At 72.7% G+C, this 26,514-nt stretch carries 24 protein-coding genes; 17 read left to right on the forward strand and 7 right to left on the reverse strand.

The window, feature by feature from the left end; all coding sequences use genetic code 11:
* Window positions 1-68 precede the first annotated feature (68 nt).
* Entirely contained in the window at window positions 69-686 is a 618-nt protein-coding gene (locus tag JNB62_RS17885; RefSeq protein WP_220302255.1) for a TetR/AcrR family transcriptional regulator, read from the reverse strand.
* An 88-nt stretch (window positions 687-774) separates the two neighbouring features.
* On the opposite strand from JNB62_RS17885, the gene JNB62_RS17890 reads away from it, so the two are divergent.
* The gene (locus JNB62_RS17890) at window positions 775-1,824 is read left to right on the forward strand and encodes an FUSC family protein (protein WP_223231248.1); all 1,050 of its coding nucleotides are present in this window, start codon (window positions 775-777) and stop codon (window positions 1,822-1,824) included.
* A gap of 16 nt (window positions 1,825-1,840) precedes the next feature.
* On the opposite strand, the gene JNB62_RS17895 is transcribed toward JNB62_RS17890, so the two are convergent.
* The 4 genes from JNB62_RS17895 to JNB62_RS17910 all read right to left on the reverse strand — a co-directional run bounded on the left by JNB62_RS17895 (window position 1,841) and on the right by JNB62_RS17910 (window position 4,312).
* On the reverse strand, window positions 1,841-2,290 hold the full coding sequence (locus JNB62_RS17895; protein ID WP_220302256.1) for a hypothetical protein: 450 nt from the start codon (window positions 2,288-2,290) through the stop codon (window positions 1,841-1,843).
* Window positions 2,291-2,324: 34 nt separating this feature from the next.
* Window positions 2,325-2,990, reverse strand: a complete 666-nt coding sequence (locus JNB62_RS17900) for a SipW-dependent-type signal peptide-containing protein (protein WP_220302257.1) — start codon at window positions 2,988-2,990, stop codon at window positions 2,325-2,327.
* A gap of 114 nt (window positions 2,991-3,104) precedes the next feature.
* Window positions 3,105-3,857, reverse strand: a complete 753-nt coding sequence (locus tag JNB62_RS17905) for a YidC/Oxa1 family membrane protein insertase (RefSeq protein ID WP_220302258.1) — start codon at window positions 3,855-3,857, stop codon at window positions 3,105-3,107.
* Between the two features lie 89 nt (window positions 3,858-3,946).
* Window positions 3,947-4,312, reverse strand: a complete 366-nt coding sequence (locus JNB62_RS17910) for a DUF6412 domain-containing protein (RefSeq protein ID WP_220302259.1) — start codon at window positions 4,310-4,312, stop codon at window positions 3,947-3,949.
* A 117-nt stretch (window positions 4,313-4,429) separates the two neighbouring features.
* Here JNB62_RS17910 and JNB62_RS17915 point away from each other — a divergent pair, with 117 nt between their 5' ends.
* Window positions 4,430-6,580 (forward strand): RecQ family ATP-dependent DNA helicase, encoded by a 2,151-nt coding sequence (locus tag JNB62_RS17915; RefSeq protein WP_220302260.1) that lies wholly within the window; start codon window positions 4,430-4,432, stop codon window positions 6,578-6,580.
* Window positions 6,581-6,641: 61 nt separating this feature from the next.
* Here JNB62_RS17915 and JNB62_RS17920 read toward each other — a convergent pair whose 3' ends face one another.
* The gene (locus JNB62_RS17920) at window positions 6,642-7,259 is read right to left on the reverse strand and encodes a hypothetical protein (RefSeq protein WP_220302261.1); all 618 of its coding nucleotides are present in this window, start codon (window positions 7,257-7,259) and stop codon (window positions 6,642-6,644) included.
* Window positions 7,260-7,436: 177 nt separating this feature from the next.
* On the opposite strand from JNB62_RS17920, the gene JNB62_RS17925 reads away from it, so the two are divergent.
* From JNB62_RS17925 to JNB62_RS17995, 15 genes are all read left to right on the forward strand, one after another.
* Window positions 7,437-8,297: a sulfurtransferase gene (locus JNB62_RS17925; RefSeq protein WP_220302262.1), complete on the forward strand. Its 861-nt coding sequence runs from the start codon at window positions 7,437-7,439 to the stop codon at window positions 8,295-8,297.
* Window positions 8,294-9,703, forward strand: a complete 1,410-nt coding sequence (locus JNB62_RS17930; RefSeq protein ID WP_220302263.1) for an NtaA/DmoA family FMN-dependent monooxygenase — start codon at window positions 8,294-8,296, stop codon at window positions 9,701-9,703. The genes JNB62_RS17925 and JNB62_RS17930 overlap by 4 nt, the downstream gene beginning before the upstream one ends.
* Window positions 9,704-10,083: 380 nt before the next feature.
* Window positions 10,084-11,724: a TIGR04028 family ABC transporter substrate-binding protein gene (locus JNB62_RS17935; RefSeq protein WP_220302264.1), complete on the forward strand. Its 1,641-nt coding sequence runs from the start codon at window positions 10,084-10,086 to the stop codon at window positions 11,722-11,724.
* 19 nt (window positions 11,725-11,743) lie between these two features.
* A complete protein-coding gene (locus JNB62_RS17940) occupies window positions 11,744-12,721 on the forward strand; it encodes an ABC transporter permease (RefSeq protein WP_220302265.1) in 978 nt (325 codons plus the stop codon).
* On the forward strand, window positions 12,718-13,698 hold the full coding sequence (locus JNB62_RS17945) for an ABC transporter permease (protein WP_220302266.1): 981 nt from the start codon (window positions 12,718-12,720) through the stop codon (window positions 13,696-13,698). The genes JNB62_RS17940 and JNB62_RS17945 overlap by 4 nt, the downstream gene beginning before the upstream one ends.
* Window positions 13,695-15,341 carry a dipeptide ABC transporter ATP-binding protein gene (locus tag JNB62_RS17950; protein ID WP_220302267.1) on the forward strand — a complete coding sequence of 549 codons (1,647 nt, stop codon included), beginning with the start codon at window positions 13,695-13,697 and terminating at the stop codon, window positions 15,339-15,341. The genes JNB62_RS17945 and JNB62_RS17950 overlap by 4 nt, the downstream gene beginning before the upstream one ends.
* The gene (locus JNB62_RS17955; RefSeq protein WP_220302268.1) at window positions 15,338-16,375 is read left to right on the forward strand and encodes a putative FMN-dependent luciferase-like monooxygenase; all 1,038 of its coding nucleotides are present in this window, start codon (window positions 15,338-15,340) and stop codon (window positions 16,373-16,375) included. Before JNB62_RS17950 ends, JNB62_RS17955 begins: the two co-directional genes overlap by 4 nt.
* The gene (locus JNB62_RS17960; RefSeq protein WP_220302269.1) at window positions 16,372-17,019 is read left to right on the forward strand and encodes a CMD domain protein; all 648 of its coding nucleotides are present in this window, start codon (window positions 16,372-16,374) and stop codon (window positions 17,017-17,019) included. The genes JNB62_RS17955 and JNB62_RS17960 overlap by 4 nt, the downstream gene beginning before the upstream one ends.
* A complete protein-coding gene (locus JNB62_RS17965; protein ID WP_220302270.1) occupies window positions 17,016-17,642 on the forward strand; it encodes an alkylhydroperoxidase domain protein in 627 nt (208 codons plus the stop codon). Before JNB62_RS17960 ends, JNB62_RS17965 begins: the two co-directional genes overlap by 4 nt.
* On the forward strand, window positions 17,639-18,292 hold the full coding sequence (gene msuE / locus JNB62_RS17970) for an FMN reductase (RefSeq protein ID WP_308291845.1): 654 nt from the start codon (window positions 17,639-17,641) through the stop codon (window positions 18,290-18,292). Before JNB62_RS17965 ends, msuE begins: the two co-directional genes overlap by 4 nt.
* 97 nt (window positions 18,293-18,389) lie before the next feature.
* Window positions 18,390-18,854, forward strand: coding sequence for a helix-turn-helix domain-containing protein (locus JNB62_RS17975; protein WP_220302271.1), 465 nt, complete (start codon window positions 18,390-18,392; stop codon window positions 18,852-18,854).
* A 176-nt stretch (window positions 18,855-19,030) separates the two neighbouring features.
* Window positions 19,031-20,023: a pyridoxal-phosphate dependent enzyme gene (locus JNB62_RS17980; protein ID WP_220302272.1), complete on the forward strand. Its 993-nt coding sequence runs from the start codon at window positions 19,031-19,033 to the stop codon at window positions 20,021-20,023.
* The gene (locus JNB62_RS17985; protein ID WP_220302273.1) at window positions 20,020-21,180 is read left to right on the forward strand and encodes a cystathionine gamma-synthase; all 1,161 of its coding nucleotides are present in this window, start codon (window positions 20,020-20,022) and stop codon (window positions 21,178-21,180) included. The genes JNB62_RS17980 and JNB62_RS17985 overlap by 4 nt, the downstream gene beginning before the upstream one ends.
* Before the next feature lie 39 nt (window positions 21,181-21,219).
* Complete coding sequence (locus JNB62_RS17990; protein WP_220302274.1) at window positions 21,220-23,235, forward strand: oxidoreductase; 2,016 nt, start codon at window positions 21,220-21,222, stop codon at window positions 23,233-23,235.
* A 309-nt stretch (window positions 23,236-23,544) separates the two neighbouring features.
* Window positions 23,545-25,104 (forward strand): SLC13 family permease, encoded by a 1,560-nt coding sequence (locus JNB62_RS17995; RefSeq protein WP_220302275.1) that lies wholly within the window; start codon window positions 23,545-23,547, stop codon window positions 25,102-25,104.
* Between the two features lie 377 nt (window positions 25,105-25,481).
* Here JNB62_RS17995 and JNB62_RS18000 read toward each other — a convergent pair whose 3' ends face one another.
* Entirely contained in the window at window positions 25,482-26,504 is a 1,023-nt protein-coding gene (locus JNB62_RS18000) for an SDR family NAD(P)-dependent oxidoreductase (RefSeq protein WP_220302276.1), read from the reverse strand.
* Window positions 26,505-26,514: the final 10 nt, after the last annotated feature.

A 26,514-nucleotide genomic window follows, 5' to 3' on the forward strand; every position in this document is an offset into this window, starting at 1 on the left:
GCACAGGGGAGGGCGGGCGCCGAAACAGGGGAGGCGCGGGATGCCGGGGGCCGAGAGACCCGACCGGCTCAGGTCGCGGGGCCGCCGCGCAGCAGTCGGTCGAGCATCTCGAGCGCGGCCTCGTGGTCGACCGCGGGGTCCAGCAGCCACTGCGTCTGCAGGCCGTCGGAGGCGGCGATCACGAGGGCGGCGACGAGAGTCGGATCGAGGTCGGCGCGCATGTGACCCGATGCCTGCAGTCCGCGCACCTGTTCGGCCATGTCGTTGCGCAGGCGCGCGAACCGGTCGGTCGCGAACTGGTGCGCCGCGGGATGGTTGTCTTCCAGCGCCATCGCGACCAGGGTCGAATACAGCTGGACGAGACCGGGGATCGCCCGGTTCTCTTCAGCAGCGAGCTGCATCGCTGCGGCAGGGCTCGAATCTGCCGGCGGGGCGTGCTTCTCGACGACGGGCTTGCGCTCGGACTCGCGGTAGACCGCGACGAGCAGCTCTTCGAGCGAGCCGAAGTAGTGGGTGAGTGCGGCGTGGGTCACGCCGACCTCTTCGGCGATCGCCCGCAGGCTCGTCTTCTGCGACCCGCGCTTGGCGAACACCTCGATCGCCTTGTCGAGGATCTCCTGACGCCGCGCGATGCCCTTCGCGTAGCGCCCGCGCGACCGCGGTGCGTCGGCGGGCGTGGAGGTCATAGCCCGATGATACCCAGCCTGTCGACCAAAAACCTCCAATTGGAAGTTCTGTGCGGACGGGAGAGGATGGAGGGGGAGAGGAGACCGGATGCCGCGACACGGCCGTGGCCGCAGATTCGCGGCCGACCTGCAGCACGCTCTGGCCAGCCTGTTCCGGCTCGCACCCGCTCCCGCGCCGCGGTGGCCGATCGGACTGCGCGCGGCGATCGCGATGGCCGTGCCGATCGCGGTCATGGCGATGCTGGGGCGACCTGATCTCGGCTTCCAGGCCGCGACGGGGGCGTTCGTCGCGCTCTACGCCACACAGCTCCCGGTGATCGAGCGCCTGCGCGTCGTCCCGTTCATCGCGGGTGCCCTGACGGTCGCCGCGCTGCTCGGTGCCCTGGCGGGCCCGTCGCAGGTCGCGACGCTGGTCGGGCTCGCCGCCGTGTCCATCGCCGCTGCCGCCGCCATGTTCGGCTTCCGCATCGGGCCGCCGGGACCCCTCTTCGTCGTCCTGGTGTACGGACTGTCGTCGCACATCGTCGCCTCCGGAGCGGATGCCGGGGTCTACGTGGCGACCGTGGCATGCGGCATCCTGTTCGCCTCACTCGTGTCGCTCGCGCCGCTGGCGCTGCCGAGCCGGCGGCGGGTCGCAGCACGGCCGCTGCATCAGATCCTTCCCGGACCGTCGTGGCCGCCGGGCGAACGCCTGCTGCTCGCGCGGGTCGCGATCGTCACCGTCGTCGGGATCGCGCTCGGCCTCGTGCTCGATCCCGATCGGGCGTACTGGATCGTCGGCGCAGCCGTCGCGGTGATCGGCGTGGCGGCCGACCGCCGGGCGGCCTTCGCCCGCGGACTGCACCGCATGATCGGCACCGTCGTGGGCGCGGGGGTCTACCTGCTGCTGGCGCCGCTGCCGATCCCTGCGCTGTGGCTCGCGCTCACCCTGGGGGTGCTGCAGTTCACCATCGAACTGGTGGTCGTGCGCAATTACGCGCTCGCGCTCGTGTTCATCACGCCGCTCGTGCTGCTGCTCACCGGTGCCGCCACCGGTGCCGTCGACACCGTCGCCGTCGCGACCGAACGTGTCGTCGACACGCTGGTCGGCGCGGCGCTGGGCGCCGCCAGCGGGCTGCTGCACGCGCGGGAGGAATGACGATGGATGCCGCGGGTCACGGTACTGAGCAGGTCGAGAGGACGTCGAGCACGACGGTCGCGAACGACAGCGAGCCTGTCTTCGCGCCGGATCGCCAGCCGCCCGGGCCGAGGACGTAGAGCGAGAAGGTGCCCGAGCCGAGGCCGAGCAGGCCGGTGTTCAGCGAGATGCTCGTCGCGGTCGCGGGGAGGTCGCCCCCGTTGTTGTTGAGACCCCCGGTGACGGTCCACCGGTAGCCGGTGCGGGTGAGGCCGCCGGTGGGTGCGGTCCAGCTGAAGGTGACAGGCTGCAGGAGCCCGGCCGTGCAGGTCATCTGCGTGACCGGCGCCACCGTGCCCGCGCTCAGCGTCGTATCGCCCGCCACATCGGTGCGCACCCAGGCCGCCTCCGTCGGCGATGGCTGCAGCAGCGCGACGCCCAGCACGCCGACGAGAGCCAGCAGCGCCGCCACGGCCCGCCGCGGCATCACCCGAGCTCCCGCCGTGCCGCCACTGACCATGTCAGCTCGCCGAGGTCGCCGTGAACGTCCACGTCACGGTCGCGGCCTGCCCCTGGTAGGAGTTGTCCGAGCCCGGCGCGACCCGCACCTCGATGCAGAACCCGAGCTGGGCGCCGGCCGCCCCGATCGCGCTGGCCACCGGTGATGCCGGCACCTGGGTCACCGCGAGGTACGTCGAGCTCGAACCCGCGATGAAGGTGGGCGACCCTGAGAACGCCGTGGCGTCGCACGCGGAGCCCGGGCTCGGGCCCGCCATCCGCACGGCGCGGTACTGCAGGGCCGGCGCGAGGGCGCCGCTCGGCGTCGCTCCCGTGAGCGTCACCGTGCCGCCGACCGTGGACGCCGGCGTGGTGCGGATGTTCAGCCACGCGTAGAACGAGGTGCCCGGCGACATGGCCGTCGCGTTGAAGGCGAGTGCGGCCCCCGGCGCCGTCGGGTGACCGGCGTACGTCGGCGAACCCGCGCTCTGCGACTCGGTGGCGAAGACGCTCGTCCCGAAGGTTCCGGTGGCGTTCTCGGTGTCGGTCCAGGCGGCGATCGTGGCGAACGCGCCGACTCCGAGCACGAGGCCCGCCGCGAGGATCACGCGCACGCGCCGCCAGCGGAGGGTCCGGCGTCGGCGGAGGCCGCGTCTGGTCTGCTGCGCCCCGTGCGGGGAGTGCTCCATGGGCTGCCCTTCCGTGCGCCGGCCGTCGTGCGTCCCGAGGTGATGGCCCTCCCCGACCACCTGGCGCCAGGATAGGAGCCTGACCAGGCTCTTTCAAGGGGTGGATGCCGCGCCTCACCGCTCCGCGAGCGGATACCTCCGTCTCAGCACGACGCGCTGCACGAGCGTCCACGCCACCGTCGTCGCCAGATACAGCGCGGCGGCCAGCGGCACGAACAGCGCGAAGACGGCCGTCGTGAACTGCAGGGCGCCCGCGACACGCGCCATGCCGGCGCCGGCGAGGGGTGAGGCATCCACCGATCCATCGATCTGCGGGCGGAACACGCGCCGCGTCAGCTCGGCGACCACGACGATCACTGCGATGACCCCCGCGAACACCCCCGCCGTCCCGAGTGTCGCCGTGCCGGAGGCGACAGCGCCGACGGCGCTGAGCCCGAGGGGCACGCCGAACAGCTGCTGCACCAGCAGCGAGTTGGCGTGACCGGCGATGGCGGGGTGGAGGAACAGCGCGTACACGACGGCGACGACCGGCGCTTGCGCGAGCATCGGCAGGCAGCCGGCGAACGGCGACGTCTTCTCGTCGGCGTACAGCTTCATGGTCTCGCGCTGCAGGCGCTCGGGGTCGCGCTTGTAGCGCTTCTGCAGCTCGCGCAGCTTCGGCGCGAGCCGGCTGCGGGTCTGCTCGGCCTTGGCCTGCGAGATCCCCACCGGGATGAGCGCGGCGCGTACCAGCAGGGTGAGGGCGATGACGGATGCCGAGGCCGCCGCCGTTCCGGCGATCGGCTCGAGCAGCGCCATGAGCTGCATGAGGAGGGCATAGGCCGCGTCGAGGATCGCGGCGACGGGTGGGAAGGCGTAGAGGTCCAAAGGATGTCCGTTTCGTCCGGTGTCGGTTCGTGGCATGCGGCCACGAAGGCACCGCCGGACGCCCGATCGGCGGGACGTGCGCGGTGAGGCTACGCGGCCAGGGCCGCGTGACCGGGCGCGCGCGGACGGGAGTGGCCCGGCGCGTCGGGGTGCGACGCCGTGAGACGCGTCGCGTCGGCGATCGCCCGGAGCGGATGCGCTCCGGCGGTCGGGGTGTGCGCGGGGGCGCGGAACAGCGCGATCGCGACGGCGAGCACCGCGAGGGTCGCGACGAGGGTCACCGCGAGGACGAGCGCTCCGGCGTCGGCCGAGAGGGGCGCGGTCTCGAGCAGGGGCCGCGCGGTGGCGGCGACCAGGTCTGCGGCGGGTCGCAGCGCGTTCGCGACCACCGCGAGGAGGGCACGCAGCGTGATGCCGATGGCGTCGAACACGGTGCCTCCCTCCGTCGCGGCCACGGTAGCACGCGGGCGGCTCCTCCCCAGACGCATGATTCACGCGCCCGGTGGCTCCTCGTCCACATGGCGATCGGGACGGGGCCGCGGATGTCAGCGGCATGAGGCAGGGTGGAACGCGTGACAGCGACGACCGACACCCGCACCGAAGCCCTCGAGGTGCTGCGCGCGCTCGTCGGCCGCGACGACGCCGACTTCCACGACGGGCAGTTCGAGGCCGTCCAGGCGCTCGTCGACGACCGCCGGCGCGCCCTGGTGGTGCAGCGCACCGGGTGGGGCAAGTCGGCCGTGTACTTCGTGTCGACGCTCCTGCTGCGCCGCCGGGGCGCGGGCCCGACGGTGCTGGTGTCGCCGCTGCTCGCGCTCATGCGCGATCAGATCGCCGCCGCCGCGCGCGCGGGCGTCCGCGCGGTGAAGATCGACTCGACGAATGCGCACGAGTGGAACGACGTGCTCGCGCAGCTCGACGCCGACGAGGTCGACGTGCTGCTGGTGTCGCCCGAGCGTCTGAACAACCCGTCCTTCCGTGACGAGCAGCTGCCGCAGCTCGTCGAGCGCATCGGGCTGCTCGTCGTCGACGAGGCGCACTGCATCAGCGACTGGGGCCATGACTTCCGGCCCGACTACCGGCGCCTGCGCGATCTCATCGCGCGTATGCCGGCCGGCGTGCCGGTGCTCGCCACCACGGCCACGGCGAACAGCCGCGTCGTGGCCGACGTGGCCGAGCAGCTCGATGCCGGCGCAGACGCGGGCGGGACGGTGGATGCCGGCGGTCCGCGTGCGCCGAAGAGCGAGGGCGTTCTGACCATCCGAGGCCCGCTCGCGCGGGCGTCGCTGCGGCTGGGCGTGCTGCGACTGCCGAACTCGCAGAGCCGTCTCGCGTGGCTCCTCAGCCACCTCGGCGATCTGCCGGGCTCGGGCATCATCTACACGTTGACCGTCGCTGCGGCCAACGACACCGCCCGGCTGCTGCGTGAGCGCGGCTACGACGTGCGCGCCTACACCGGGCAGACGGACACCGACGAACGCGAGGAGTCGGAGGCGCTGCTGAAAGACAACCGTGTCAAGGCGCTCGTGGCGACCAGTGCGCTCGGAATGGGCTTCGACAAGCCCGACCTCGGCTTCGTCGTGCACCTCGGTGCTCCCTCGTCGCCGGTGTCGTACTACCAGCAGGTCGGCCGCGCCGGCCGCGCCACCGAATCCGCCGATGTGCTGCTGCTGCCCGGTGTCGAGGACCGCGACATCTGGCACTACTTCGCCACCGCGTCGATGCCCGACCGCGAGCGCGCCGAGCGCGTGCTGTCGGCGCTGTCGCAGGCGGGCGGTCCGCTGTCGACGCCCGCGCTGGAGGCGATCGTCGACATCCGCCGCACGCCGCTGGAGCTGCTGCTCAAGGTGCTGGACGTCGACGGCGCCGTCGAGCGGGTGCGGGGCGGCTGGATCGCGACCGGTCAGCCGTGGACATACGACGAGGAGCGCTACCGTCGCATCGCGGCCGAACGGGTCGCCGAGCAGCAGCACATGATCGAGTACGAAGAGACCGCCGGCTGCCGCATGGAGTTCTTGCAGCGGTCGCTCGACGACGACACCGCGGCGCCCTGCGGCCGCTGCGACAACTGCGCCGGCGCGTGGTTCCCGACCGAGATCGCCGCGACGGCGACGGATGCCGCGACCGCGGCACTGGACCGCGTGGGCGTGCCGATCGAACCGCGCCGGCAGTGGCCGACCGGAGCCGATCGGCTCGGCGTCGCCGCCAAGGGCCGCATCGCCGCCGACGAGCAGGCGAGCGAGGGCCGTGCGCTCGCACGCCTCACCGACCTCGGCTGGGGCGGCGCGATGCGCGAGCTGTTCGCCGCGGGTGCCGCCGACCAGCCGGTGCCGCAGAACGTGCTCGCCGCGTGCGTGCGCGTGCTGGCCGACTGGCGCTGGGACGAGCGCCCGGTCGCCGTGGTGGCCATGCCGTCCCGCACGAAGCCGCAGCTCGTGGACTCGCTCGCGCGGGGCATCGCCGATATCGGACGACTGCCGTACCTCGGCGCCCTCGACCTCGTGGACGGCGGACCGACGGGTCAGGCCGGAGGCAACAGCGCGTTCCGCGTGGCGGGCGTGTGGGGGCGGTTCTCCGCCGACCGGCTCGACGTGCCAGGCGGCCCGGTGCTGCTCGTCGACGACAGGGTCGACAGCGGCTGGACGCTCACCGTCGCGGCGCGAGAACTCCGCCGAGCCGGCGCGACGGCCGTGCTGCCGTTCGTCCTCGCGCTGCGCGGCTGAGCCCGATTGCCGAGCGAGCGAGCAGCGACCGAGACGGAAAGCCGCTGCCGACAGCCGGGGCTCACTGCGCCGGTGGTCCGGGCCGTCGAGGTCGCCGCACGATCAGGTACGTGACCGCGCCGGCCACCAGCACGAGCAGCACGATGACCCACGGCACCCAGTTCGCCGGTGAGACGTCGGTGTCGGCCGCTTCCGCGGTCGGCGTCGCGGTGGGCGTCGCCGAGGCGGTCGGGGTGGCGGTCGGGGTGGCCGTCGGGGTCGGAGTCGGCGTCGGGGTGGCCGTCGGGGTCGGAGTCGGCCCGACGGTCGGCTCCGGCACGGGAGCGACCGTCGGCTCAGGTACGACCGTCGAGGTCGGCTCGGGCAGAGGGGCCGGCTCGGTGGTGGCAGTCGGCTCGGGGTCCGGGGTCGGTCGAGCCGACGGGCTCCGCGTCGGGAGGAGATCGGTGGGTCTCGTCGTCGGCAGATCCGTCGGCAGGTTGGTCGGCAGCGATGTGGGCAGGTTGGTCGGCAGATTCGTCGGGAGCGAGGTCGGCAGGTTCGTCGGCAACGGGAAGACGCCCGACCCGCAGCCGGCGAGAAGCGTCATCGCGGCCACGACCGCGAGTCCGGCGATCGTCCGCCGTGCGCGCAGGCCGCGCAAGGGCGTGCCCGGACGAGGGTCCTCGGGGTGCGGCATCCAGTTCTCCTGACGTCTGTTTTCCGGATCGTAGGGCAGCGCGCAGACGACCGCCTCACGCATCTTGCGTGAACGCGTGTGACGCCGCATGACGCCATGTCGCGGCGTATGACGCCCGGTCGCGGCGTGTGTCGTCACACCGTTCCCGAGCCGGTGACGCGGGACGAGCATGACCCCATGCCTTCCCCACTCATCTCGCCTACCGAGCTGGCCGATCTCATCCGCGGCGGCACCCCGCCGCGGATCCTCGACGTGCGCTGGCGCCTCGACCAGCCCGAGGGACGCCCGGCGTACCTCGACGGTCACCTGCCCGGGGCCGTCTACGTCGACCTCGACCACGAACTCGCGCGGCGCGGCGATCCCCGTGAGGGGCGGCATCCTCTCCCGTCGCGCGAGCAGCTGCAGGCCGCGGCGCGACGGTGGGGCATCCGGGCGGGCGACACCGTCGTCGCGTACGACGACGTGCACTCCGTCGCCGCCGCGCGGGCCTGGTGGGTGCTGACGCGGTCGGGCATCGCCGACGTCCGCGTGCTCGACGGCGGCCTGCGCGGCTGGCTCGCCGAACGCCTGCCGCTCGATACGGGCGACGTGCTGCCCCGTCCACCGGGCGACATCGTGCTCGAAGAGATCACCGAGGGCGTCGCCGACATCGACGGGGTCGAGGAGTGGCCCGACCACGGCCTGCTGCTGGACGTGCGCGCGCCCGACCGGTACCGCGGCGACTCCGAGCCGCACGACCCCATCGGCGGGCACATCCCCGGCGCCGTCAACCTGCCCACGACGGTGCATCTGACCGCCGGGAAGTTCCGCAGCCCCGACGAGATCCGCGCCGAGTTCGCGGCGGCCGGGGTGTCGGAGGGGGTCGCGGTCGCCGCGTACTGCGGCTCGGGCATCGCCGCCACCCACACCGCGCTCGCCGGAGCGCTGGCGGGCATCGACGTCGTCGTGTACCCCGGATCGTGGAGCCAGTGGTCGCGGTCGCGCGGCCGGCTCGCGGCCGTCGGCTCGGCTCCTTCTCTGGACGTGGTGCCGGTATGACGGATGCCGCCACCGGACCCCTCGTCGTCGGAGCCATGGTGCGCACGCTCGGCGCCTACCCCTCGGGGTGGCGGCACCCGGGCGCGCACGCCGACCCGCGGACGGACGCGGCCGTGCTGCGCCGCGTCGCGGAGCTCGCCGAGGGCGCCGACCTCGACTACCTGTTCTTCGGCGACTGGCTGGCCACGGGGCCCGACCTGGAGTTCCGCGACCCGTACCTGCTGGCGCGCATCGATCCGGTGAGCGCGGTGCTGTTCCTCGCGGGCATCACCGAGCGCATCGGCCTCATCGCCACCGTGAACTCCACGTACGCCGATCCGTATGCGACAGCGCGGGCGACGGCGTCCCTGGATCTGCTCACCGGCGGACGCGCCGGCGTCAACCTCGTCACGGGCGCCGAGCCGCGTGCGGCCGCGAACCACGGCCGCGACGCCCACGCCGACAATGAGACGCGCTACGACCGCGCCGAGGAGTTCGTGCGGGCGCTGCGGCTGCTGTGGGAGTCGTGGGACGACGACGCGTGGATCGCAGACGCCGACAGCGGCGTGCTCATCGACGCCGACAGGCTGCGGACCGCCGCGCTGCAGGGCACGCAGGTGCGCGTCGAAGGACCGCTCAACGTCGCCCGCCCGCCGCAGGCGCATCCGCCGATCGTGCACGCGGGCACATCGCCGCGCTCTCGCGCGCTCGCCGCCACGGAGGCCGACCTCGCGCTCATCGCGGCGGGCGACCCGGCCGTGGCCGCTGCGACGCGGGCCGAGCTGCGGGCGCTGGCCGCGGCATCCGGTCGCGATCCCGAGGATCTCAAGGTGATCGTGCCGGTGCTGCCGGTGGTGGCCGAGACAGATGCCGCCGCCCGCGCGATCGTCGACCGGCTGCTGCTGCTCGTGCCGCTGGACGACGGCGTGTCGGACCACGCGCAGCGACCGGGGTTCCCGGCGAACAGGTCGCTCGCGTCGTTCCTCGACGTCGCCGGCATCGAGCCGGACGACCCGGCGCGGAGCGCCTCCGTCGATGACGCCGTCACCGCTGCGACCGCCGCCGGGTTCGCCGAGGCTGCCGCGCGCACGCTGGACATCGTGCGTGCCCGCACCGGGCGCGACCTCGGCGGGGCGCATCCCGTGACGTGGCGGCATCTCATCGCCGCGCACGCCGTTCCGGCGAACTTCGTCGTCGGCAGTGCCGCCGTGATCGCCGACCACTTCGAGGACTGGCGCGATGCCGGCGCCGCCGACGGGTTCAACGTGCTGTCGGCCTTCCAGCCCGCGCAGTTCGAGGCGTTCACGGCGCTCGCCGTGCCCGAGCTGCGCCGCCGCGGTCTGATCGGACGCCACGGCGTCACGCTGCGCGAGCGCCTGTCGCTGGGCGCCCCGCGCCTGGCCCACGCCGAGGCGCTCGCTCGGTAGGCGCTGCCCTTCGTCTCGCTGGCGCTCGCTCAGCGACCGGGGGTCGGCGGGGGAACCCGGTCGTTGAGCGAGCGAGGTCGCAGCCATCCCGGTCGTTGAGCGAGCGAGGAACGAGCGAGACGAAACGCGGTGAGACGCTCTCGGGAACCAGCCCCTTCGCCTACGCCGCGCGGGTGGCCGAGTCCTGAGGGCGGCTTGCGGCGTTTCGTCTCGCTTCGCTCGCTCAACGAGCGGGTGGTCCGTATTACCCCGCGTGACTCCCGGTGACCTCCGCTTGCGGACGGTGAACGGCCGTGACGTCGCAAAGAACGGGGACGCGATGCCCCTCCCTAGCGTTGCCGACACACCTTGCACAGCCTTCCCGAACCCAGGAGAACCACATGTCCCGTCCCGCATCGCGAATCGTCGCCGGTGCCGTCGCGGTGCTCGTCGCCGCGGCATCCCTCACGGCGTGCGCGTCGCAGCAGCCCACCGCCACCGGCGGAGACACCGCCGGAGAGCCCGTCGCCGGCGGCGAGCTGACCTACCTCGAATACCAGACGTACACGAACCTCTACCCGCCGCAGGCCGGGTTCTACCCGAACGGCGGCCTGGTCAACAACATCACCGCGCGCCTGACGTGGCAGAACCCCGAGACGCTCGAGATCGAGCCGTGGGTCGCGACCGAGTGGACCGTGAACGACGACGCGACCGAGTACACGTTCGACCTGCGCGACGACGTGACCTTCTCGGACGGCACGCCGCTCGACGCTGCGGCCGTCGCGAAGAACTTCGACACCTACGGGCTCGGCAATCCCGACCTGGGGCTCACGGTCTCTGAGGCGATCAACAACTACGCGTCGAGCGAGGTCGTCGACGCCGACACCGTGACGTTCCGCTTCAGCGCGCCGGCCCCCGGCTTCTTGCAGGCGACGTCCACGATCAACTCGGGCCTGCTGTCGCCGGCCACGCTGGACCGCACGCTGGAGGAGTTCGGCGCCGGGAACGCGGCCGACATCGTGGGCTCGGGCCCCTTCACGATCACCGACGAGAAGCTCGGCACCGAGCTGACGCTGCAGGCCCGCGACGACTACGACTGGGCGCCGCCGAGCTCGGAGCACCAGGGTCGTGCGTACCTCGATACGATCCACCTCATCGTCACGCCCGAAGACAGCGTGCGCATCGGCTCGCTGCTGTCGGGCCAGGCGGACTACATCCGCTACGTGCAGGCGTTCGACGAGGCGCGCGTCGAGTCCGGCGGCTTCGACCTGTACGCCCCGCAGACCCGCGGCGTGAACAACGCGCTGAGCCTGCGGTTCACGAACCCGATCCTCAGCGACATCAAGGTGCGTCAGGCGCTCGTCGCGGGCGTCGACAGCCAGGAGGTCGTCGACACCGTGTTCACCGAGAACTACCCGCGCGCCACGTCGGCGCTGAGCTCGACCGCCCTCGGCTACAAGGACGAGTCGGAGTACTACGAGTACGACCCGAAGAAGGCCGAGAAGCTGCTCGACGAAGCGGGCTGGGAAGAGGGATCGGACGGCATCCGCGAGAAGGACGGGCAGCGCCTGTCGCTCGACGTCTATGAGGCCAAGGCTCAGCCGCTGTCGAAGCAGACGCTCGAGCTCGTGTCGCAGCAGCTCAAGAAGATCGGCGTCGAGCTGAACGTGAAGTCCGCCGACGCCGGCAGCTACGCGGAAGACATCACGGATCCGCTGAAGACCCCGCTGTACCACTCGATGGTCGGCCGCGCGGACCTCGACGTCATCAAGAGCCAGTACTACACGAAGAACCGCAACACGCTGCTGTCGGACGACGCGAAGCTCGACGAGCTGCTCGAGACCGTCGCGTCGACCGCCGACCCGGATGCCCGCATCGCCGCCTCGCAGGCGGTCCAGGACTACCTCGCCGAGCAGGCGTACGTCATCCCGCTGTTCGAGGAGCCGCAGGTCTACGGCGCCGCACCCTACGTCAAGGGCATCGAGTTCGAGTCGGTCGCGCGTCCGCTGTTCTACGACGTGTGGCTCGACAAGAAGCAGTAGGGCACCGGGGGCCGAACCGATGAGCTACGCGCTGAGACGCGCCGGGCAGGCCGCGATCGTTCTGATCGCGGCCTTCACGGCCACGTTCATCCTGCTGCAGCTGCTGCCGGGAGACGCGATCCTGATCAAGTACCAGGACCCGTCGCTCGGGCTGAGCGCCGAGCAGATCGAGCAGATCCGCATCGCCTACGGAGCCGATTCGACGTGGTGGGAGCAGTACTGGGCCACGCTGACGGGGTACGCCCACGGCGACTTCGGCTACTCGACCCAGTACGGCACGCCCGTGCTGCAGCTCATCGGCGAGGCCCTTCCTGCGACGGCGGTGCTGGCGGGCCTCGGGTTCGCGCTGGCCGCCGTGCTCGCGTTCGCGATCGCGTTCCTCTCGACGCTGTCGCCGTTCGGCTGGCTGCGCCGGGGACTCCAGGCTCTGCCGGGCATCTTCGTGGCGGTGCCGGTGTTCTGGCTCGGCATCCTCCTCATCCAGGTCTTCTCGTTCGGCCTGGGCTGGGTGCCGATCGTCGCGGCCGACCCGGCGGTGGGACTCATCCTCCCCGTGATCACGCTGGCGGTGCCGATCTCGGCGCCCCTGGCGCAGATCCTGGTGCGCAGCATCGACGACGTGCAGCTGCAGCCGTTCGTCACCGTGGTGCACGCCAAGGGCGCCTCGCCGTCGTGGGTGCTGTGGCGGTCGGTGGCCCGCAACGCGCTGCTGCCGACGCTGACCATCGCGGGCGTGCTGTTCGGCGAGCTGATCGGCGGCGCTGTGGTGACCGAGACCGTGTACGGCCGCACGGGCATCGGCCGCATCACCGAGCAGGCCGTCTCGAGCCAGGACATCCCGGTGCTCCAGGGCATCGTCGTGCTCGCGGCGCTCACGTTCGTCGTCGTCAACCTCGTGGTCGACCTGCTGTATCCCGTGCTCGACCCGCGGCTTCGCCGCGGCACCCGCGCCCCGCGCACGTCGTCTGCTCCCGTCCTCCAGGAGGCCTCCGCATGACCCTTCGACAGGCTCAGGGACCGATCCTCGAGGAAGAGGAGGAGGTGGTGGATGCCGCCACCGCCGGATCCGCGAGGGACGAAGCATCCCGAACCGTCCTCGACCCCATCGCCCGCGACGCGGGCGCTCCCGACGGCCAGCCGTCGCGGCGCGCGAACATCGCGCGGCTGTTCGCCCGCGGCCGGCGCCCGTCGTGGACCCTCGCGCTCGCCGTCGCGGTGATCGTCGTCGCCGTGCTGTGGGCGGTCGTGCCGTGGCTGTTCACGTCGTACGACCCGATCGACGGCGTGCCGGCCGACAAGCTGCTGCCGCCGAGCGCGGCGCACTGGTTCGGCACCGACGCGATCGGCCGCGACCTGTACGCGCGCGTCGTCTACGGCGCGATCCACTCGCTGTCGGGCGCGCTCATCGCGGTGACGGTGGGCCTCGCGGCGGGCACCCTGCTCGGCGTGATCGCGGGGTCCGTGGGCGGCTGGCTCGACGACGTGCTCATGCGGATCGTCGACGTGCTGCTGTCGATCCCCGGCCTGCTGCTGTCGCTGTCGGTGATCATCCTGCTGGGCTTCGGCACCGTGAACGCGGCGATCGCCGTCGGCATCGGCAGCGTCGCATCGTTCGCGCGGCTGTCGCGGTCGGAGGTCGTCCGCGTGCGCCGCACCGACTACGTCGAGGCGGCCTTCGGCAGCGGCGGCTCGTTCGCGTCGGTGCTCCGACGACACGTGCTGCCCAATTCGCTCACCGCCGTCGTCGGCCTGGCCGCGCTGCAGTTCGGCGGGGCGATCCTGGCCATCTCGACTCTCGGCTTCCTGGGCTACGGCGCGCCGCCGCCGACGCCGGAGTGGGGTCTGCTCATCGCCGAGGGCCGCAACTACGTCGCGACGGCATGGTGGCTGACCACTCTGCCCGGCCTCGTGGTCGTCGTGGTGGTGCTGAGCGCCAACCGCATCAGCCAGTCGATCGGAAGGGGAACGCGATGAGCGTGCTCGACGTACAGGGCCTGCGGGTGTCGTACCAGACCCGCAGCGGTCGCCGCGAGGTGGTCCACGGTGTCGACGTGACGGTCGGCGAGGGCGAGGTCGTGGCGCTGGTCGGCGAGTCCGGGTCGGGCAAGTCGACGACCGCGCACGCCCTCATCGGACTGCTGCCCGAGGGCGGGCGCGTCGACGGCGGCACGATCGCCTTGGGCGGCGTCGACATCACCGGCTGGAACCCGAAGCGCCTGCGCAGCGTGCGCGGCGCCCAGGTGGGCCTGGTGCCCCAGGACCCGACGTCGTCGCTGGACCCGGTGCGCCCGATCGGCGTGCAGGTGGGTGAGATCCTCCGGGTGCACGGCGTCAGAGACGCCGGCGTCCGCCGCGGTCGCGTGCTCGAGCTGCTCGAGCGGGTCGGTCTCGACGATCCGGCGCTGCGGGCGCGCCAGTACCCGCACGAGCTGTCGGGCGGCATGCGTCAGCGCGTGCTCATCGCGATCGCCGTGGCGCTGAGCCCGCGGCTCATCATCGCCGACGAGCCGACGAGCGCGCTGGATGCCACCGTGCAGCGCCGCATCCTCGACCTCATCGACGACCTGCGCCGTGAGGAGAGGACGTCGGTGCTCCTCGTGACGCACGACCTCGGCGTCGCCGCCGATCGTGCCCAGCGCCTCGTCGTGCTGAATCGGGGCCTCGTGGTCGAGCAGGGGCCGAGTGCGGGCATCCTCTCATCTCCCTCCGATCCGTACACGCGGCAGCTGCTGGCCGACGCGCCCGCGCTGGCGACGGAGGACTTCCGCCGGCCGGAGCCCCCGCTGTTCATCCGGGATGCCGCGACCGCCGCCGCCGAGAACCCCCATGCCATCGTGGCCGAGGGACTCGTGAAGGAGTTCGCGGTGCGCGGGCGCGCGGCCTTCCGGGCCGTGGACGACGTGTCGTTCCAGGTGCGGCGGGGGACCACGCACGCGCTCGTGGGGGAGTCCGGGTCTGGCAAGACGACGACGGCGCGGCTCGTGACGAGGTTCCTGCAGCCGGACGCCGGCCGCATCGAGCTCGCCGCCGCCGACGGCGGGCTGGCCGACATCGGCGGCCTGCGCGGCGAGGGACTGCGGCAGCTGCGCCGGCGCATCCAGCTCGTCTACCAGAACCCGTTCTCGTCGCTCGACCCGCGCCAGAGCGTCGCGCAGATCGTCGCCGAGCCGCTGCACAACTTCCGCGAGGGAACGCGGAGCGAGCGGCACGCGCGCGCGGCCGAGCTGATCGATCGCGTGAAGCTGCCCGCCGACGTGCTGCAGCGTTCGGCGCGTGAGCTGTCGGGCGGCCAGCGGCAGCGGGTCGCGATCGCACGGGCGCTCGCCATCCGTCCCGAGGTCCTCGTGCTCGACGAGGCGGTCTCGGCCCTCGACGTCACCGTGCAGGCGCGCATCCTGGAGCTGCTGGAGTCGCTGCAGCAGGAGCTCGGGCTGACGTACCTGTTCATCTCGCACGACCTCGCCGTCGTGCGGCGCATCAGCCACACCGTGTCGGTGATGCGCCGCGGCCGCGTCGTCGAGTCCGGCAGCACCGAGGACCTCTTCTCGACCCCCATCCACGACTACACGCGCGAGCTGCTGGCAGCCGTGCCCGGACGATCGGAGGTCGCGGCATGACCGCGCCGTCTCTTGCCTTCTTCACACGCCTCCTCGACGACGCGCCGCCTGCCAAGCGCTACCGGCTGGCCACCGATCAGATCCGCCACGCGGAGCGGTTCGGGGTCGGGCGCGCCTGGGTGGCGCAGCACCACTTCCGCGCTGCGGAGGGCGGGCTGCCGTCGCCGTTCGTGTTCCTCGCGCACGCGGCCGCCGCGACGAGCGAGATCCGCCTCGGCACGGGCGTGGTGACGCTTCCGCTCGAGGACCCGGTGCGCGTGGCCGAGGACGCGGTGGTGGCCGACCTGCTGTCGGGCGGACGCATCGACCTCGGACTCGGCAGCGGCGGCACGCCGTCGTCGTTCGTGCCGTTCGGACAGGACGTCGCGGCGAAGGCCGCCGTGTACGACCGCAAGCTCACGGTGCTGCTCGACGCGCTCGCCGGACGCGAGATCGGCGGTGGCAACACGCTGTACCCCGACGCCGGCTCCCTCGCCGACCGCGTGTGGCAGGCGACGTTCTCGCCGGCGGGCGGCACGCGTGCCGGCATCCACGGTCACGGACTGCTGCTCTCGCGCACGCAGCCGCGTCCGGCCGACGCACTCGGCGCGAGCCTCGCCGACCTGCAGCACCCCATCATCGACCGGTACCTGGAGGCTCTGCCTGCCGGAGTGGACCCGCGCGTGACGGCATCCCGCACGCTCTTCGTCGCCGACGACCGCGCCGACGCGCTGCGGTTCGCCGAGGTGGGGCTGCGCCGCGCCGCCGAAGGGCTGCGGCGATCGGGGCATCATCTGCCCGACGATGCGCTGGACGATCTCATCGCCGCGACCGACACGCATCTCGGCACGCCCGAGGACGTCGCCGCGTCGCTCGCGGCGGACTCCACCCTGTCGCGAGCGACCGAGGTGGCGTTCCAGGTGCACTCCGTCGACGCACCGCACGACTTCGTGCTGCGGTCCATCGAGCTGTTCGCCGGCGAGGTCGCGCCGGCGCTCGGCTGGACCGACCGCTCCCTCGCACCCCTCGGCCGTCTCGGAAAGGAGACCTCATGACCACCACCGCTGAGCTCACGGGGGCCGTCGACGTCGTCGACGAGCTCGTCGGCATCCGCGCCGGCGACCCGCTCGATGCCCTCCGCCGACGGCGGCCCGTCACCCGCGAGCAGCTGCAGGCCAGCCACGACGCGCTGTTCGACCCGCGGGACGACGCCGCCTTCACCGTCGACGAGCGCCTGCTCGTCGCCGCGTTCGCGACGCGCTCCACCGCCGACGACGCGACCGCCGCCCGCTACGCCGACGTCGCCGCGGCCGCCGATGCCCGGCGCACCGAGATCGTGCTGGCGGAGGCGTCCGCCGCCGCCACAGCGGGCCCCTTCGGCGCCTACCGCGAGGAGGGCCTGGCCGACGAGAGCACGGACGGGCGCCGGTACGAGCCCGGCATCGCCGCGCGCGACGCCCTCGGGGAACGGCTCACGGCGGCGCTCGCGCACGCGCACCTGCTCACGTTCCGCCCGCGGGAGGCGGATGCCGCGGCCCAGGCCCGCCTCGTCGACGCGGGCTGGAGCACCGACGGCATCGTGACGCTGTCGCAGCTTGTGTCGTTCCTGGCCTTCCAGCAGCGCGTCGCCGCGGGTCTCCGCGCGCTGTCGTCGTCTGTCGCCGCTCCGTCCGCATCGCCCGAGGAGGTCTCCGCATGACCGGCACCACGACCGAAGACATCGTCCTGACGCACGACGCGCCTCATCCCCACGCGTTCACGCGCGGGGAGGTCGGGTGGCTCCCCTGGTTGGAGCCGCTGCCGGTGGATGAGCTCACCGAGCGCCACTACGACGGCCTGGTCGATCGTCCGCGGGCATCGAGCGACTACTTCCGGCTGCTCGCGCGCGACCCCGAGATCCTGCGGGCGCGCACGCTCGTCGACAAGGACATCTTCTACAACACGGCTGAGGGGCTGCCGCGCGCCGAGCGCGAGCTCGCCGCCGCAGCGGCGTCGCGCGTCAACGGGTGCGTCTTCTGCGCGTCGGTGCATGCCCGGTTCGCCGCGCACTTCTCGAAGGCGCCCGAGCTCGTCGACCGCCTGCTCGACGAGGGCATCGACGCCGACCTCGGGGAGCGGTGGAACGCGATCGTCGCCGCCGCAGCAGCCCTCACCGCGACGCCGCTGGCGTTCGACGAGACGCACGTCGCGAGTCTGCGCGCGGTCGGGCTCGACGACCTCGAGATCGCGGATGTGATCCACGGCGCGGCCTTCTTCAACTGGGCGAACCGGCTGATGCTCTCGATCGGGCGCCCCGTCGCGCCTCCGGAGGACGCGTCGTGAGCGCCGTCGAGCTCGCTGCGGCCACCGCCGCGGGAGTCGCCGCCGCGCACGGCTCGGCGACGTCGGACGGCCGTGAGCTGCGGCCGCTGCGCGTCGTGGGGGTGTCGGGGTCGCTGCAGGAGCCGAGCCGCACCACGGCCCTCGTGCGGGCGATCCTCGCCGGCGTCGCCGACCGCGCCGCGGCCGAGACCGAGCTGGTCGAGGTCGCGGCGCTCGGCCCCGGGTTCGCCGGAGCCTTGCGCCGGGAGGACGTCGCCCCCGAGGTGGAGCGCGCGCTGCAGGCCATCGAGTCCGCCGACCTGCTGGTGGCGGCGAGCCCGGTCTACCGTGCGTCGTTCACGGGCCTGTTCAAGCACCTGTTCGACTTCGTCGGCCAGTACGACCTCGTTGGGACGCCCGTGCTGCTGGCCGCGACCGGCGGCGGTGAACGGCACGCGCTCATCATCGAGCACCAGCTGCGCCCGCTGTTCGGCTTCTTCCAGGCGCTCACGCTGCCGATCGGCGTGTACGCCTCCAACAGCGACTTCACCGACTACCGGCTGAGCTCGCCCGACGTGGCCCGCCGTGTCGTTCAAGCCGTCGACCGCTCCCTGCCGCTCGTGGAGCAGGCCGCGCTGGTCCGCCGATCGGAGTACGTCGCGACCTGGTGACGAGGGGACGAGTGGATGCCGGCGGCCGCGGCCGCCGGCATCCACTCGTCTTCTGGGCCCGCCGTCATGAAACGCCGCCGCGGGCGTCTTGCGTGGTGTGAGCTTCGATGTCACCCCCACCCGCCGCGGCACCGGCGGCTCGCCGTTCCTCACGGCGGCGGCGGCCGCCAAGCTCGCCGGTCTGACACCGGCGACCCTCACCCGCCGGCTCGCGAACGGCGAGCTGCCCGGCTACCGGTTCGGTCGGCGCTGGTTCGTTCCCGAGGCCGAGTTCCGCCGGCAGCTGCGTCGCCGGGCGTGGATGGTGCGCGCGGATGCCGAGCCCGCCGTGATCCGAGAGCTCACGCGCACGCTGCCGGCGTTCCTCACGGACGACGACCTGGAGCGGTTCTTCGGCGTGCGGCGGACGCTGCTGGGGGAGGTGCTGCGGATGCCGTCGTTCACGGGCCGCGGCGGCGGCACGACGATCGCGGTGCTCGAGCGCACCCTGCTCAGCGCCCGCAACGGCTGCACGCCATGCGTCGCCGAGGTCGTGCCGCACGGCGTATGCGGAGCCGCATGACGGCGGATTTCGTCCGTCGCCTGTACGCGGCGGTGGTCGCCGTCTAGACTTGCCCGCGTGTTGACCTGTCGGTGTTGTCGCCCCTGCTGTTGAAGCCTCCGCTTCAGGCAGACCTCCGCGACCCCTGACAACCCGCCGCACCCGCGCGTGCGGCATCGACACCTGAGGATCCTCACGTGCGCTACGCCCAGAGCGTCGCCGACCTCGTCGGCAACACCCCTCTCGTCCAGCTGACCCGCGTCACCGATGGCATCGCCGCCACGGTGCTCGCCAAGGTCGAGTACTTCAACCCCGGCGGTTCTGCTAAGGACCGCATCGCGGCCCGCATCCTCGACGCGGCCGAGCGCGACGGGCTGCTGCAGCCCGGCGGCACCATCGTCGAGCCGACCAGCGGCAACACCGGCGTCGGCCTGGCACTCGCCGCCATCGCACGCGGCTACCGCATGGTCTTCGTGGTGCCCGACAAGTTCGCCGGCACCAAGGTGGACGTGCTCAGGGCGTACGGCGCGGAGGTCGTCGAGACCGACACGAGCGTGCCGCCCGACGACCCGCGCTCGTACTACAGCGTCGCCGATCGCCTCGTGCGCGAGATCCCCGGTGCGTTCATGCCGAACCAGTTCGCGAACCCGAACGGCCCGCTGAGCCACTACGAGACGACCGGCCCCGAGATCTGGCGCGACACCGACGGCCGCGTCACGCACTTCGTGGCCGGCATCGGCACCGGCGGCACCATCAGCGGCACGGGGCGCTATCTGCACGAGGTGTCGGGCGGCGCGGTGCGCGTGATCGGTGCCGACCCCGAAGGGTCGATCTACTCCGGCGGCCCGCTGCACGGCTACCTCGTGGAGGGCGTCGGCGAGGACTTCCTCCCCGACAGCTACGACCCGTCGGTTCCGGACGAGATCCTCCGCATCCCCGACGCTGAGTCGTTCGCGATGACCCGGCGCCTGGCGCGCGAGGAGGGCCTGCTGGTCGGCGGATCGAGCGGCATGGCGGTCGTCGCGGCGCTGCGCACCGCGCGCGATCTTCCCTCCGACGCCGTGGTCGTCGTGCTGCTGCCCGACCACGGCCGGGGCTACCTCCACCGGTTCTACGACGACGACTGGATGCGCGAGCACGGCTTCGACGTCGCGTCCCCGAGCACCCCTCACGAAGGAGCACCCGCATGACCGATCCCACCGCCGACTCCGGCTTCGAGACCCGTGCCGTGCACGCCGGGCAGGCGTTCGACCCGACGACCGGGGCGGTGATCCCGCCCGTCCACTTCTCGACCACGTATGCCCAGGACGGCATCGGCGGGCTCCGCGAGGGGTACGAGTACGGCCGCAGCGGCAACCCCACGCGCACGGCGCTCGAGACGCAGCTGGCGGCCCTCGAGGGCGGTGCCCACGCGCTGTCGTTCGCGTCGGGTCTCGCGGCCGAGGACGCGCTGCTGCGCGCGGCGCTTACGCCCGGCGACGAGGTGCTGCTGGGCAACGATGTGTACGGCGGCACGTTCCGGCTCATCGCGCGCGTGCTGGGCGCATGGGGCGTCACGGTGCGCGTCGTCGACATGAGCGACCTCGACGCCGTGCGCGCGGCGCTCGAGGAACGGCCCGCGCGCATCGTGTGGGTCGAGACCCCGAGCAACCCGCTGCTGCGCATCACCGACATCGCGGGGCTCGCGAAGCTGGGCCACGACGCCGGCGCGCTCGTCGTGGTCGACAACACCTTCGCGTCGCCCGCGCTGCAGCAGCCCCTCGCGCTCGGCGCGGACGTCGTCGTGCACTCCACGACCAAGTACCTGGGCGGCCACTCCGACGTCGTGGGCGGCGCGCTCGTGCTCAACGACGATGCGCTGTACGGCGACGCGAAGTTCCTGCAGTTCGCGGTCGGCGCCGTGTCGGGTCCGCTCGACGCGTGGCTCACGACGCGCGGCATCAAGACGCTGGCCCTGCGCATGCAGCGGCACAGCGAGAACGCGCAGGAGGTGGCATCCTTCCTCTCCTCGCACGGTGCGGTGGCCCGCGTGTACTACCCCGGCCTCGCGTCGCACCCGGGACACGAGCTCGCCGCACGGCAGATGAGCGGCTTCGGCGGCATCGTGTCGGTCGCCCTCGCGGACGCGGCCGCGGCGCGCCGGTTCGCGGAGTCGACGCGGCTGTTCCAGCTGGCCGAGTCGCTCGGCGGCGTCGAGTCGCTCATGAACTACCCCGACGAGATGACGCACGCCTCGGTGCGCGGCACCGAGCTCGCCGTCCCGCCCGAGGTGGTCCGGCTATCGGTGGGCATCGAGTCCGCCGCCGACCTGCTCGCCGACCTCGATCAGGCGCTCGCGGGCCTCTGATCCGGGGTGAGCCGCACGAGCGGCCCTTAAGCTCGGCACATGACCGCGAGCCCTCCCTCTCTGCTGGCGCAGCCGCTGCGGATCGGCGCCGTCACGGTGCCGAATCGCATCATGCAGACGGCGCACTCGAAGCAGTACTCGGACCGTGTGGAGTCCGACCGCGAGACCGCGTACTACGTGCGTCGGGCGCTCGGCGGCTGCGGCCTGTTCGTCGCGGGCAATCACTTCGTGCACGCGACGGGGTCGATCAAGGGCTTCGAGGACGCGTACCGCCCCGAAGGCGTGGCCGCGTCGAAGCGGATGACGGATGCCGTGCACGAGGCCGGCGCGAAGGTCTTCGTGCAGCTGAACCACCACGGCGCACAGGCGCAGGCCGACGGTCCGGATGGTCCGCGCACGGTGTATGCCCCTTCGCGCATACTGTCTCCGTCGACGGCCCACGCCGCGCGCGCGATGGACCACGACGACATCGCGGCGCTCGTCGACGGCTGGGCGCTGTCGGCGGAGCACTCGCGGGCGGGCGGATTCGACGGCGTCGAGATCCATATGGCCCACGGGTACCCGCTGCACCAGTTCCTCTCGCCGCTGTACAACGCGCGCACCGACGAGTACGGCGGCGATCTCGAAGGACGCACGCGCTTGCCGCGCCAAGTGCTGCGCGCTGTGCGCGATCGCGTCGGTGACGACTTCACGGTCGGCATCCGCATCGTCGCGAACGAATTCCACCCCGAAGGGCTCGACGGCGTCGCGATGCGCGACGTGATCGCGCGGCTGCGCGCCGAGGTCCGCCTCGACTTCCTCGACCTCGCCGCCGGCGGGTACCACAACGTGCACTACGTCTTCCCGTCGTCGCCGATGCCCTACGCGTGGCTGCGCGACGACGTCGCCGCGGTGAAGGCCGCGAACCCCGACATCCCCGTGTTCGGCGTAGGCGCCGCCCGCTCGGTCGAAGAGGCGGAGGAGGTGCTCGCCTCCGGAGTCGCCGACATGGTCGCCCTCACGCGCGCCCAGATCGCCGACCCCGACCTCGGCCGCAAGCTGGTCGGCGCCGCGCCCGTCGATGCTGCGAGCCCCGGCATCCGTCACTGCATCCGCCTGAACCAGGGGTGCCTCGGACGCGGAAGTCGCGGACTCCCGATGTCGTGCACCGTCAATCCGCTCGCCGGCCGCGAGCTCGAGCGCGGACCGCGTCCGAGCGCTGCGGTGCCGCAGCGCTGGGTCGTGGTCGGCGGGGGACCGGCAGGCATGCGCGCGGCGGTGGAGCTCGCCCACGACGGGCACCGCGTGACTCTCGTGGAACGGGATTCCGAGCTCGGCGGCCAGTTGCGGCTCGCGCGACGGGTCCCGGGCCGTGAGAGCGTGGGGCTGCTCGTCGACGACCTCGTGCGCGACCTCGCGGCCGCGGGCGTCGAGGTGCGGCTCGGCGTCTCCGCGACGGTAGGGGAGCTCCGCGAGCTCGGCGCCGACGGCGTCGTCGTGGCCACCGGCGCCGTGGCCCCCGCCACCACGTCGCTCGCGCTCGGTGGTGCGTACGCCGGCGGGTTCCCGGCCGAGGGCACGATCGAGGCGTTCACCGCGGTGGCCGATCCGGACGCGCTCGGCCGGCGCGTCGCGCTCGTCGACGCCGACGGCACCGCGTACGCCGCGGGCATCGCGCTGATGCTCCTGCCGCACGTCGAGGAGCTGGAGCTCGTCACGCCGTTCGAGACCGTGTTCCCCCACATCGGCGCGGGCTACGACCGCCCGCTGCTGCTGGAGCGCCTCGGTGCGCACGCCGGCTTCCGTCGCCGGGCGTCCCACCGTGTCGAACGCGCCAGCGCACGCGAGGTCGTCGTGCGCGACGTCCTCACCGGCGTCACTGCGACGCTCGACGATGTCGACACGGTGGTGGCCGTCGAACCGCGGGAGTCGGTCGGCATCGCCGGAGCCGCGGATGCCGCACCGCGCGTCGTCACGATCGGCGACGCCTTCGCACCCCGCACCATCGACGCTGCGATCTTCGAGGCTGTCGAGCTGGCCTACGACGTCGCGGGCCTCGCGGTGCTCCGCGGCTGATGCCGCGGCGTCCGCGGGTGCGGGCGCGGCCGCAGGTGGCAGGCGTGGGTGCAGGTGGCGGCGCGGGCACAGGTGGCATGCGCGGGTGCAGGTGGCAGGCGCGGGTGCAGGTGGCAGCCGCAGCCGCGGGTGGCGGCATCCACGATCCGCTCACGCGGATCCGCGTAAGCGGACGGACGACGCGACACGCCGTGCGCCGGTGCCGGCGACCCGGCGCGTCGCGCGGGAGGTCCGCACATGCGGATCCGATTCTGCGCACGTGCGCGGCCGCCGCCGTCCCCGCGCGGGCGCGGTGGCTACGCTGGGCGCGTGGACCCCGTCGCCGCAACGCTCGTCATCCTGGTCCTCGCGGTCATCGCGTTCGTGAGCAACCGCGTGCCGATCGGCGTGGTCGCGATCGGCGTGGCGCTGGCGCTGTTCTTCACCGGCGTGCTGACGCTGCCCGAGGCGCTGGCGGGCTTCGGCGATCCGACCACGCTGTTCATCGCGGCGCTGTTCGTCGTGAGCGAGGCGCTCGACGCCACGGGCATCACCGCGTGGGCGGGGCAGAAGGTCATCGGGCGCGCCGGCACCAAGCGGAACACGCTCGTCATCGTGATCGCCCTTCTGGTCGCCGGGCTCACCGCACTCATCAGCATCAACGGCGCGGTCGCGGCGCTCCTGCCGCTGGTGGTCGTCGTCGCGGCGCGCGCCGGCATCGCGTCGTCGAAGCTGCTGATGCCGCTCGCCTTCGCGGCCTCGGCGGGGTCTCTCCTGCTGCTGACCGGAACGCCCGTGAACATCATCGTGTCGGAGTTCGCCGCAGGCGCCGGCGGCCGCGAGTTCGGCTTCTTCGAGTTCGCGCTCGTCGGCATCCCGATCCTCGTCGGCACCGTGGCGATCCTCCTGCTGGGCGGTCGGCTGCTGCCCGAGCGGCGCGGCGCGCTCATGCCCAAGGACCTCATGCGCCACGCCCGCCTGCTGCGCAAGCAGTATGAGCTGTCGCTCGACACGGGCATGCTGCTCGGACCCGTCAACGGCGTGACGGAGGTGGTGGTCGCACCGCGGTCGCCGCTCATCGGCAAGACGCTGTGCGCGGGGATGTCCACGAAGAAGGGCGACCTCGTCGTGCTCGCGGCGCGCCGCGGGGATGAGCACCTCAAGGGCGCCGAGTTCGTCGTGCAGGCCGGCGACGCGCTGCTGCTGCAGGGCGCCTGGGACGACCTCGCGCGGGGCGCGAGCCAGCCCGGGGTGCTCGCCGTCGACGACCCGTCGCTGCTGCGGCGTTCGGTGCCGCTCGGCCGCGGCGCCAAGCGCGCCGCCGTGATCCTCCTCGCGATGGTGGTGCTGCTGGCGACCGGGCTCGTGCCGCCGGCGGTGGCGGCGCTGCTCGCCGCGTGCGCCCTCGTGCTCACCCGCACCGTCACCGCCACGCAGGCGTTCCACTCGATCTCGTGGACCACGGTCGTCCTGATCGCCGGCATGATCCCGCTGTCGACCGCGTTCATCTCCACCGGCACCGCCGACATGATCGCGGAATGGATGCTGTCGATCCTGGGCGACGCCGGCCCCCAGGTCGCCCTGCTCGGCCTGTGCGTGCTCACGGTGGTGCTCGGCCAGCTCATCAGCAACATGGCGACCGTGCTCATCGTGGCTCCGATCGCGATCTCGGTCTCGCAGGCCATGGACGTCTCGGTGCAGCCGTTCATGATGGCGCTCACCGTGGCCGGCGCCGCATCGTTCCTGACGCCGATCGCGACCCCGGCGAACCTCATGGTCATGGATCCGGCGGGGTACCGGTTCGGCGACTACTACAAGCTCGGCCTGCCGCTCGTGCTCTTCTTCCTGCTGATGGCCGTCTACTACGTGCCGCTCCTCTGGCCCTTCTGACCCGGGCGACGCGGGGAGGCCGGGTGGCGGCATCCGCTGTCGTCGTGGTTCCCGCCGGATTTGGCGATTCGCCAGAATCCGCCGGTTTGCGACGTCGCTGTTGGCGATTCGCCAGGAAGGGCGAGGTGGATGCCGGCGGCCGAGGCGTCGCGTGCTTCCGGGGCCGACGCGCCGAGTCTGCGATTCGCCACGATCGGCACGTGCAGGGCGCCGTTCTTGGCGATTCGCCAGAAACGGTCCGGAGAAGTCCGGAGGCTGGGCGCGCGACAACCTCGCAGTCGTCGGGAACGGCCGGGTGGCGGCATCCGCTCGCCCTGGATGAATGGCGACGCCCCGGCCGTCGGGTCGGCCGGGGCGTCGCGGTCTGCGGGCGAGGGTCAGGCTGCCGACCAGCCGCCGTCGCTCGCGAGGTTCTGGCCGTTGACGTTCACGCCGTCGTCCGACAGCAGGAACGTGATCGACGCGGCCAGGCGATCGGGCGTGACCGGCGGCACCATCACCGCCATGCCGGCCTGCACACGCTCGGCGCCCAGCGGCGAGTTGAACTTCGCCTCGATGTTGGTGATGACGGCGCCCGGGGCCACCGCGTTGACGCGGATCCCGCTCGGGCCGTACATGTACGCGCTCGACTTCGTGAGGCCGACGACGGCGTGCTTCGACGCCGTGTACGCGGCACCGGCGGCCGAGCCGCGCAGCGACGCCTCGGACGACGTGTTCACGATCGAGCCGCTGCCCTGCGCGAGCATCGCGGGGATGACGGCGCGCATGAGCTTCATGGTCCCGGTGACGTTCACGCGGAACACGCGGTCCCACACGGCGTCGGTGACATCGCCGACGGGGGTCATGTCGTCCATGATCCCGGCGATGTTGGCCAGGCCGTCGATGCGCTCGCCGGCGGCCTCGACGATGCGGGCGACGCCCTCGTCATCGGTGATGTCGGCGGTCAGCGCGACGACGTCGGCGCCCTCGTGCGCGGCGACGAACTCGTCGAGGCGCTCCTGGCTGACATCGACGGCGATCACGCGGCCGCCCTCGCGCGCGACGCGCGACGCGGTGGCGCGGCCGATCCCGGAGCCCGCGCCCGTGACGATGACGGTCTGGCCCGTGAAGCGGCCGGCGGTGATCTTCTCGGCCCACTGGCCCTTCGGGGTCGCAGCCGCCGCCTCGGGCACGTAGTCGGGGTTCACCTGTGCGACGAGGGCGTCGAGGGCCTCCTGCGGGAACGCGCCGCCGCTCATGGCGACGAGGTTCTGCAGCGGCAGCCCGGCGATCGGCGCGAGCGCCTCGGCGCTCTGGCCGCCCTGGGCGAGCAGTCCGCGCAGGACTTCGCCTCCGGCCGGATCGTCGAGCCACGTCTGGATGGTGGAGGCTCCGGTGAGCGGAGCGGGGGTGGTGCTCATCTTGTCTTCC

Source organism: Microbacterium jejuense (genome assembly GCF_019511665.1).
GTDB lineage: Bacteria > Actinomycetota > Actinomycetes > Actinomycetales > Microbacteriaceae > Microbacterium > Microbacterium jejuense_A.

Excerpts from the sequence above, each read along its gene's own strand:
- JNB62_RS17950 (WP_220302267.1), top strand. The coding sequence starts at position 13,695 with ATGAGCGTGCTCGACGTACAGGGCCTGCGGGTGTCGTACCAGACCCGC.
- JNB62_RS17940 (WP_220302265.1), top strand. The coding sequence starts at position 11,744 with ATGAGCTACGCGCTGAGACGCGCCGGGCAGGCCGCGATCGTTCTGATC.
- JNB62_RS17900 (WP_220302257.1), bottom strand. The coding sequence starts at position 2,990 with ATGGAGCACTCCCCGCACGGGGCGCAGCAGACCAGACGCGGCCTCCGC.
- JNB62_RS17895 (WP_220302256.1), bottom strand. The coding sequence starts at position 2,290 with ATGCCGCGGCGGGCCGTGGCGGCGCTGCTGGCTCTCGTCGGCGTGCTG.
- JNB62_RS17965 (WP_220302270.1), top strand. The coding sequence starts at position 17,016 with ATGACCGGCACCACGACCGAAGACATCGTCCTGACGCACGACGCGCCT.
- JNB62_RS17925 (WP_220302262.1), top strand. The coding sequence starts at position 7,437 with ATGCCTTCCCCACTCATCTCGCCTACCGAGCTGGCCGATCTCATCCGC.
- JNB62_RS17945 (WP_220302266.1), top strand. The coding sequence starts at position 12,718 with ATGACCCTTCGACAGGCTCAGGGACCGATCCTCGAGGAAGAGGAGGAG.
- JNB62_RS17890 (WP_223231248.1), top strand. The coding sequence starts at position 775 with ATGCCGCGACACGGCCGTGGCCGCAGATTCGCGGCCGACCTGCAGCAC.
- JNB62_RS17885 (WP_220302255.1), bottom strand. The coding sequence starts at position 686 with ATGACCTCCACGCCCGCCGACGCACCGCGGTCGCGCGGGCGCTACGCG.
- JNB62_RS17920 (WP_220302261.1), bottom strand. The coding sequence starts at position 7,259 with ATGCCGCACCCCGAGGACCCTCGTCCGGGCACGCCCTTGCGCGGCCTG.
- JNB62_RS17960 (WP_220302269.1), top strand. The coding sequence starts at position 16,372 with ATGACCACCACCGCTGAGCTCACGGGGGCCGTCGACGTCGTCGACGAG.
- JNB62_RS17930 (WP_220302263.1), top strand. The coding sequence starts at position 8,294 with ATGACGGATGCCGCCACCGGACCCCTCGTCGTCGGAGCCATGGTGCGC.
- JNB62_RS17985 (WP_220302273.1), top strand. The coding sequence starts at position 20,020 with ATGACCGATCCCACCGCCGACTCCGGCTTCGAGACCCGTGCCGTGCAC.
- JNB62_RS18000 (WP_220302276.1), bottom strand. The coding sequence starts at position 26,504 with ATGAGCACCACCCCCGCTCCGCTCACCGGAGCCTCCACCATCCAGACG.
- JNB62_RS17990 (WP_220302274.1), top strand. The coding sequence starts at position 21,220 with ATGACCGCGAGCCCTCCCTCTCTGCTGGCGCAGCCGCTGCGGATCGGC.
- JNB62_RS17955 (WP_220302268.1), top strand. The coding sequence starts at position 15,338 with ATGACCGCGCCGTCTCTTGCCTTCTTCACACGCCTCCTCGACGACGCG.
- JNB62_RS17935 (WP_220302264.1), top strand. The coding sequence starts at position 10,084 with ATGTCCCGTCCCGCATCGCGAATCGTCGCCGGTGCCGTCGCGGTGCTC.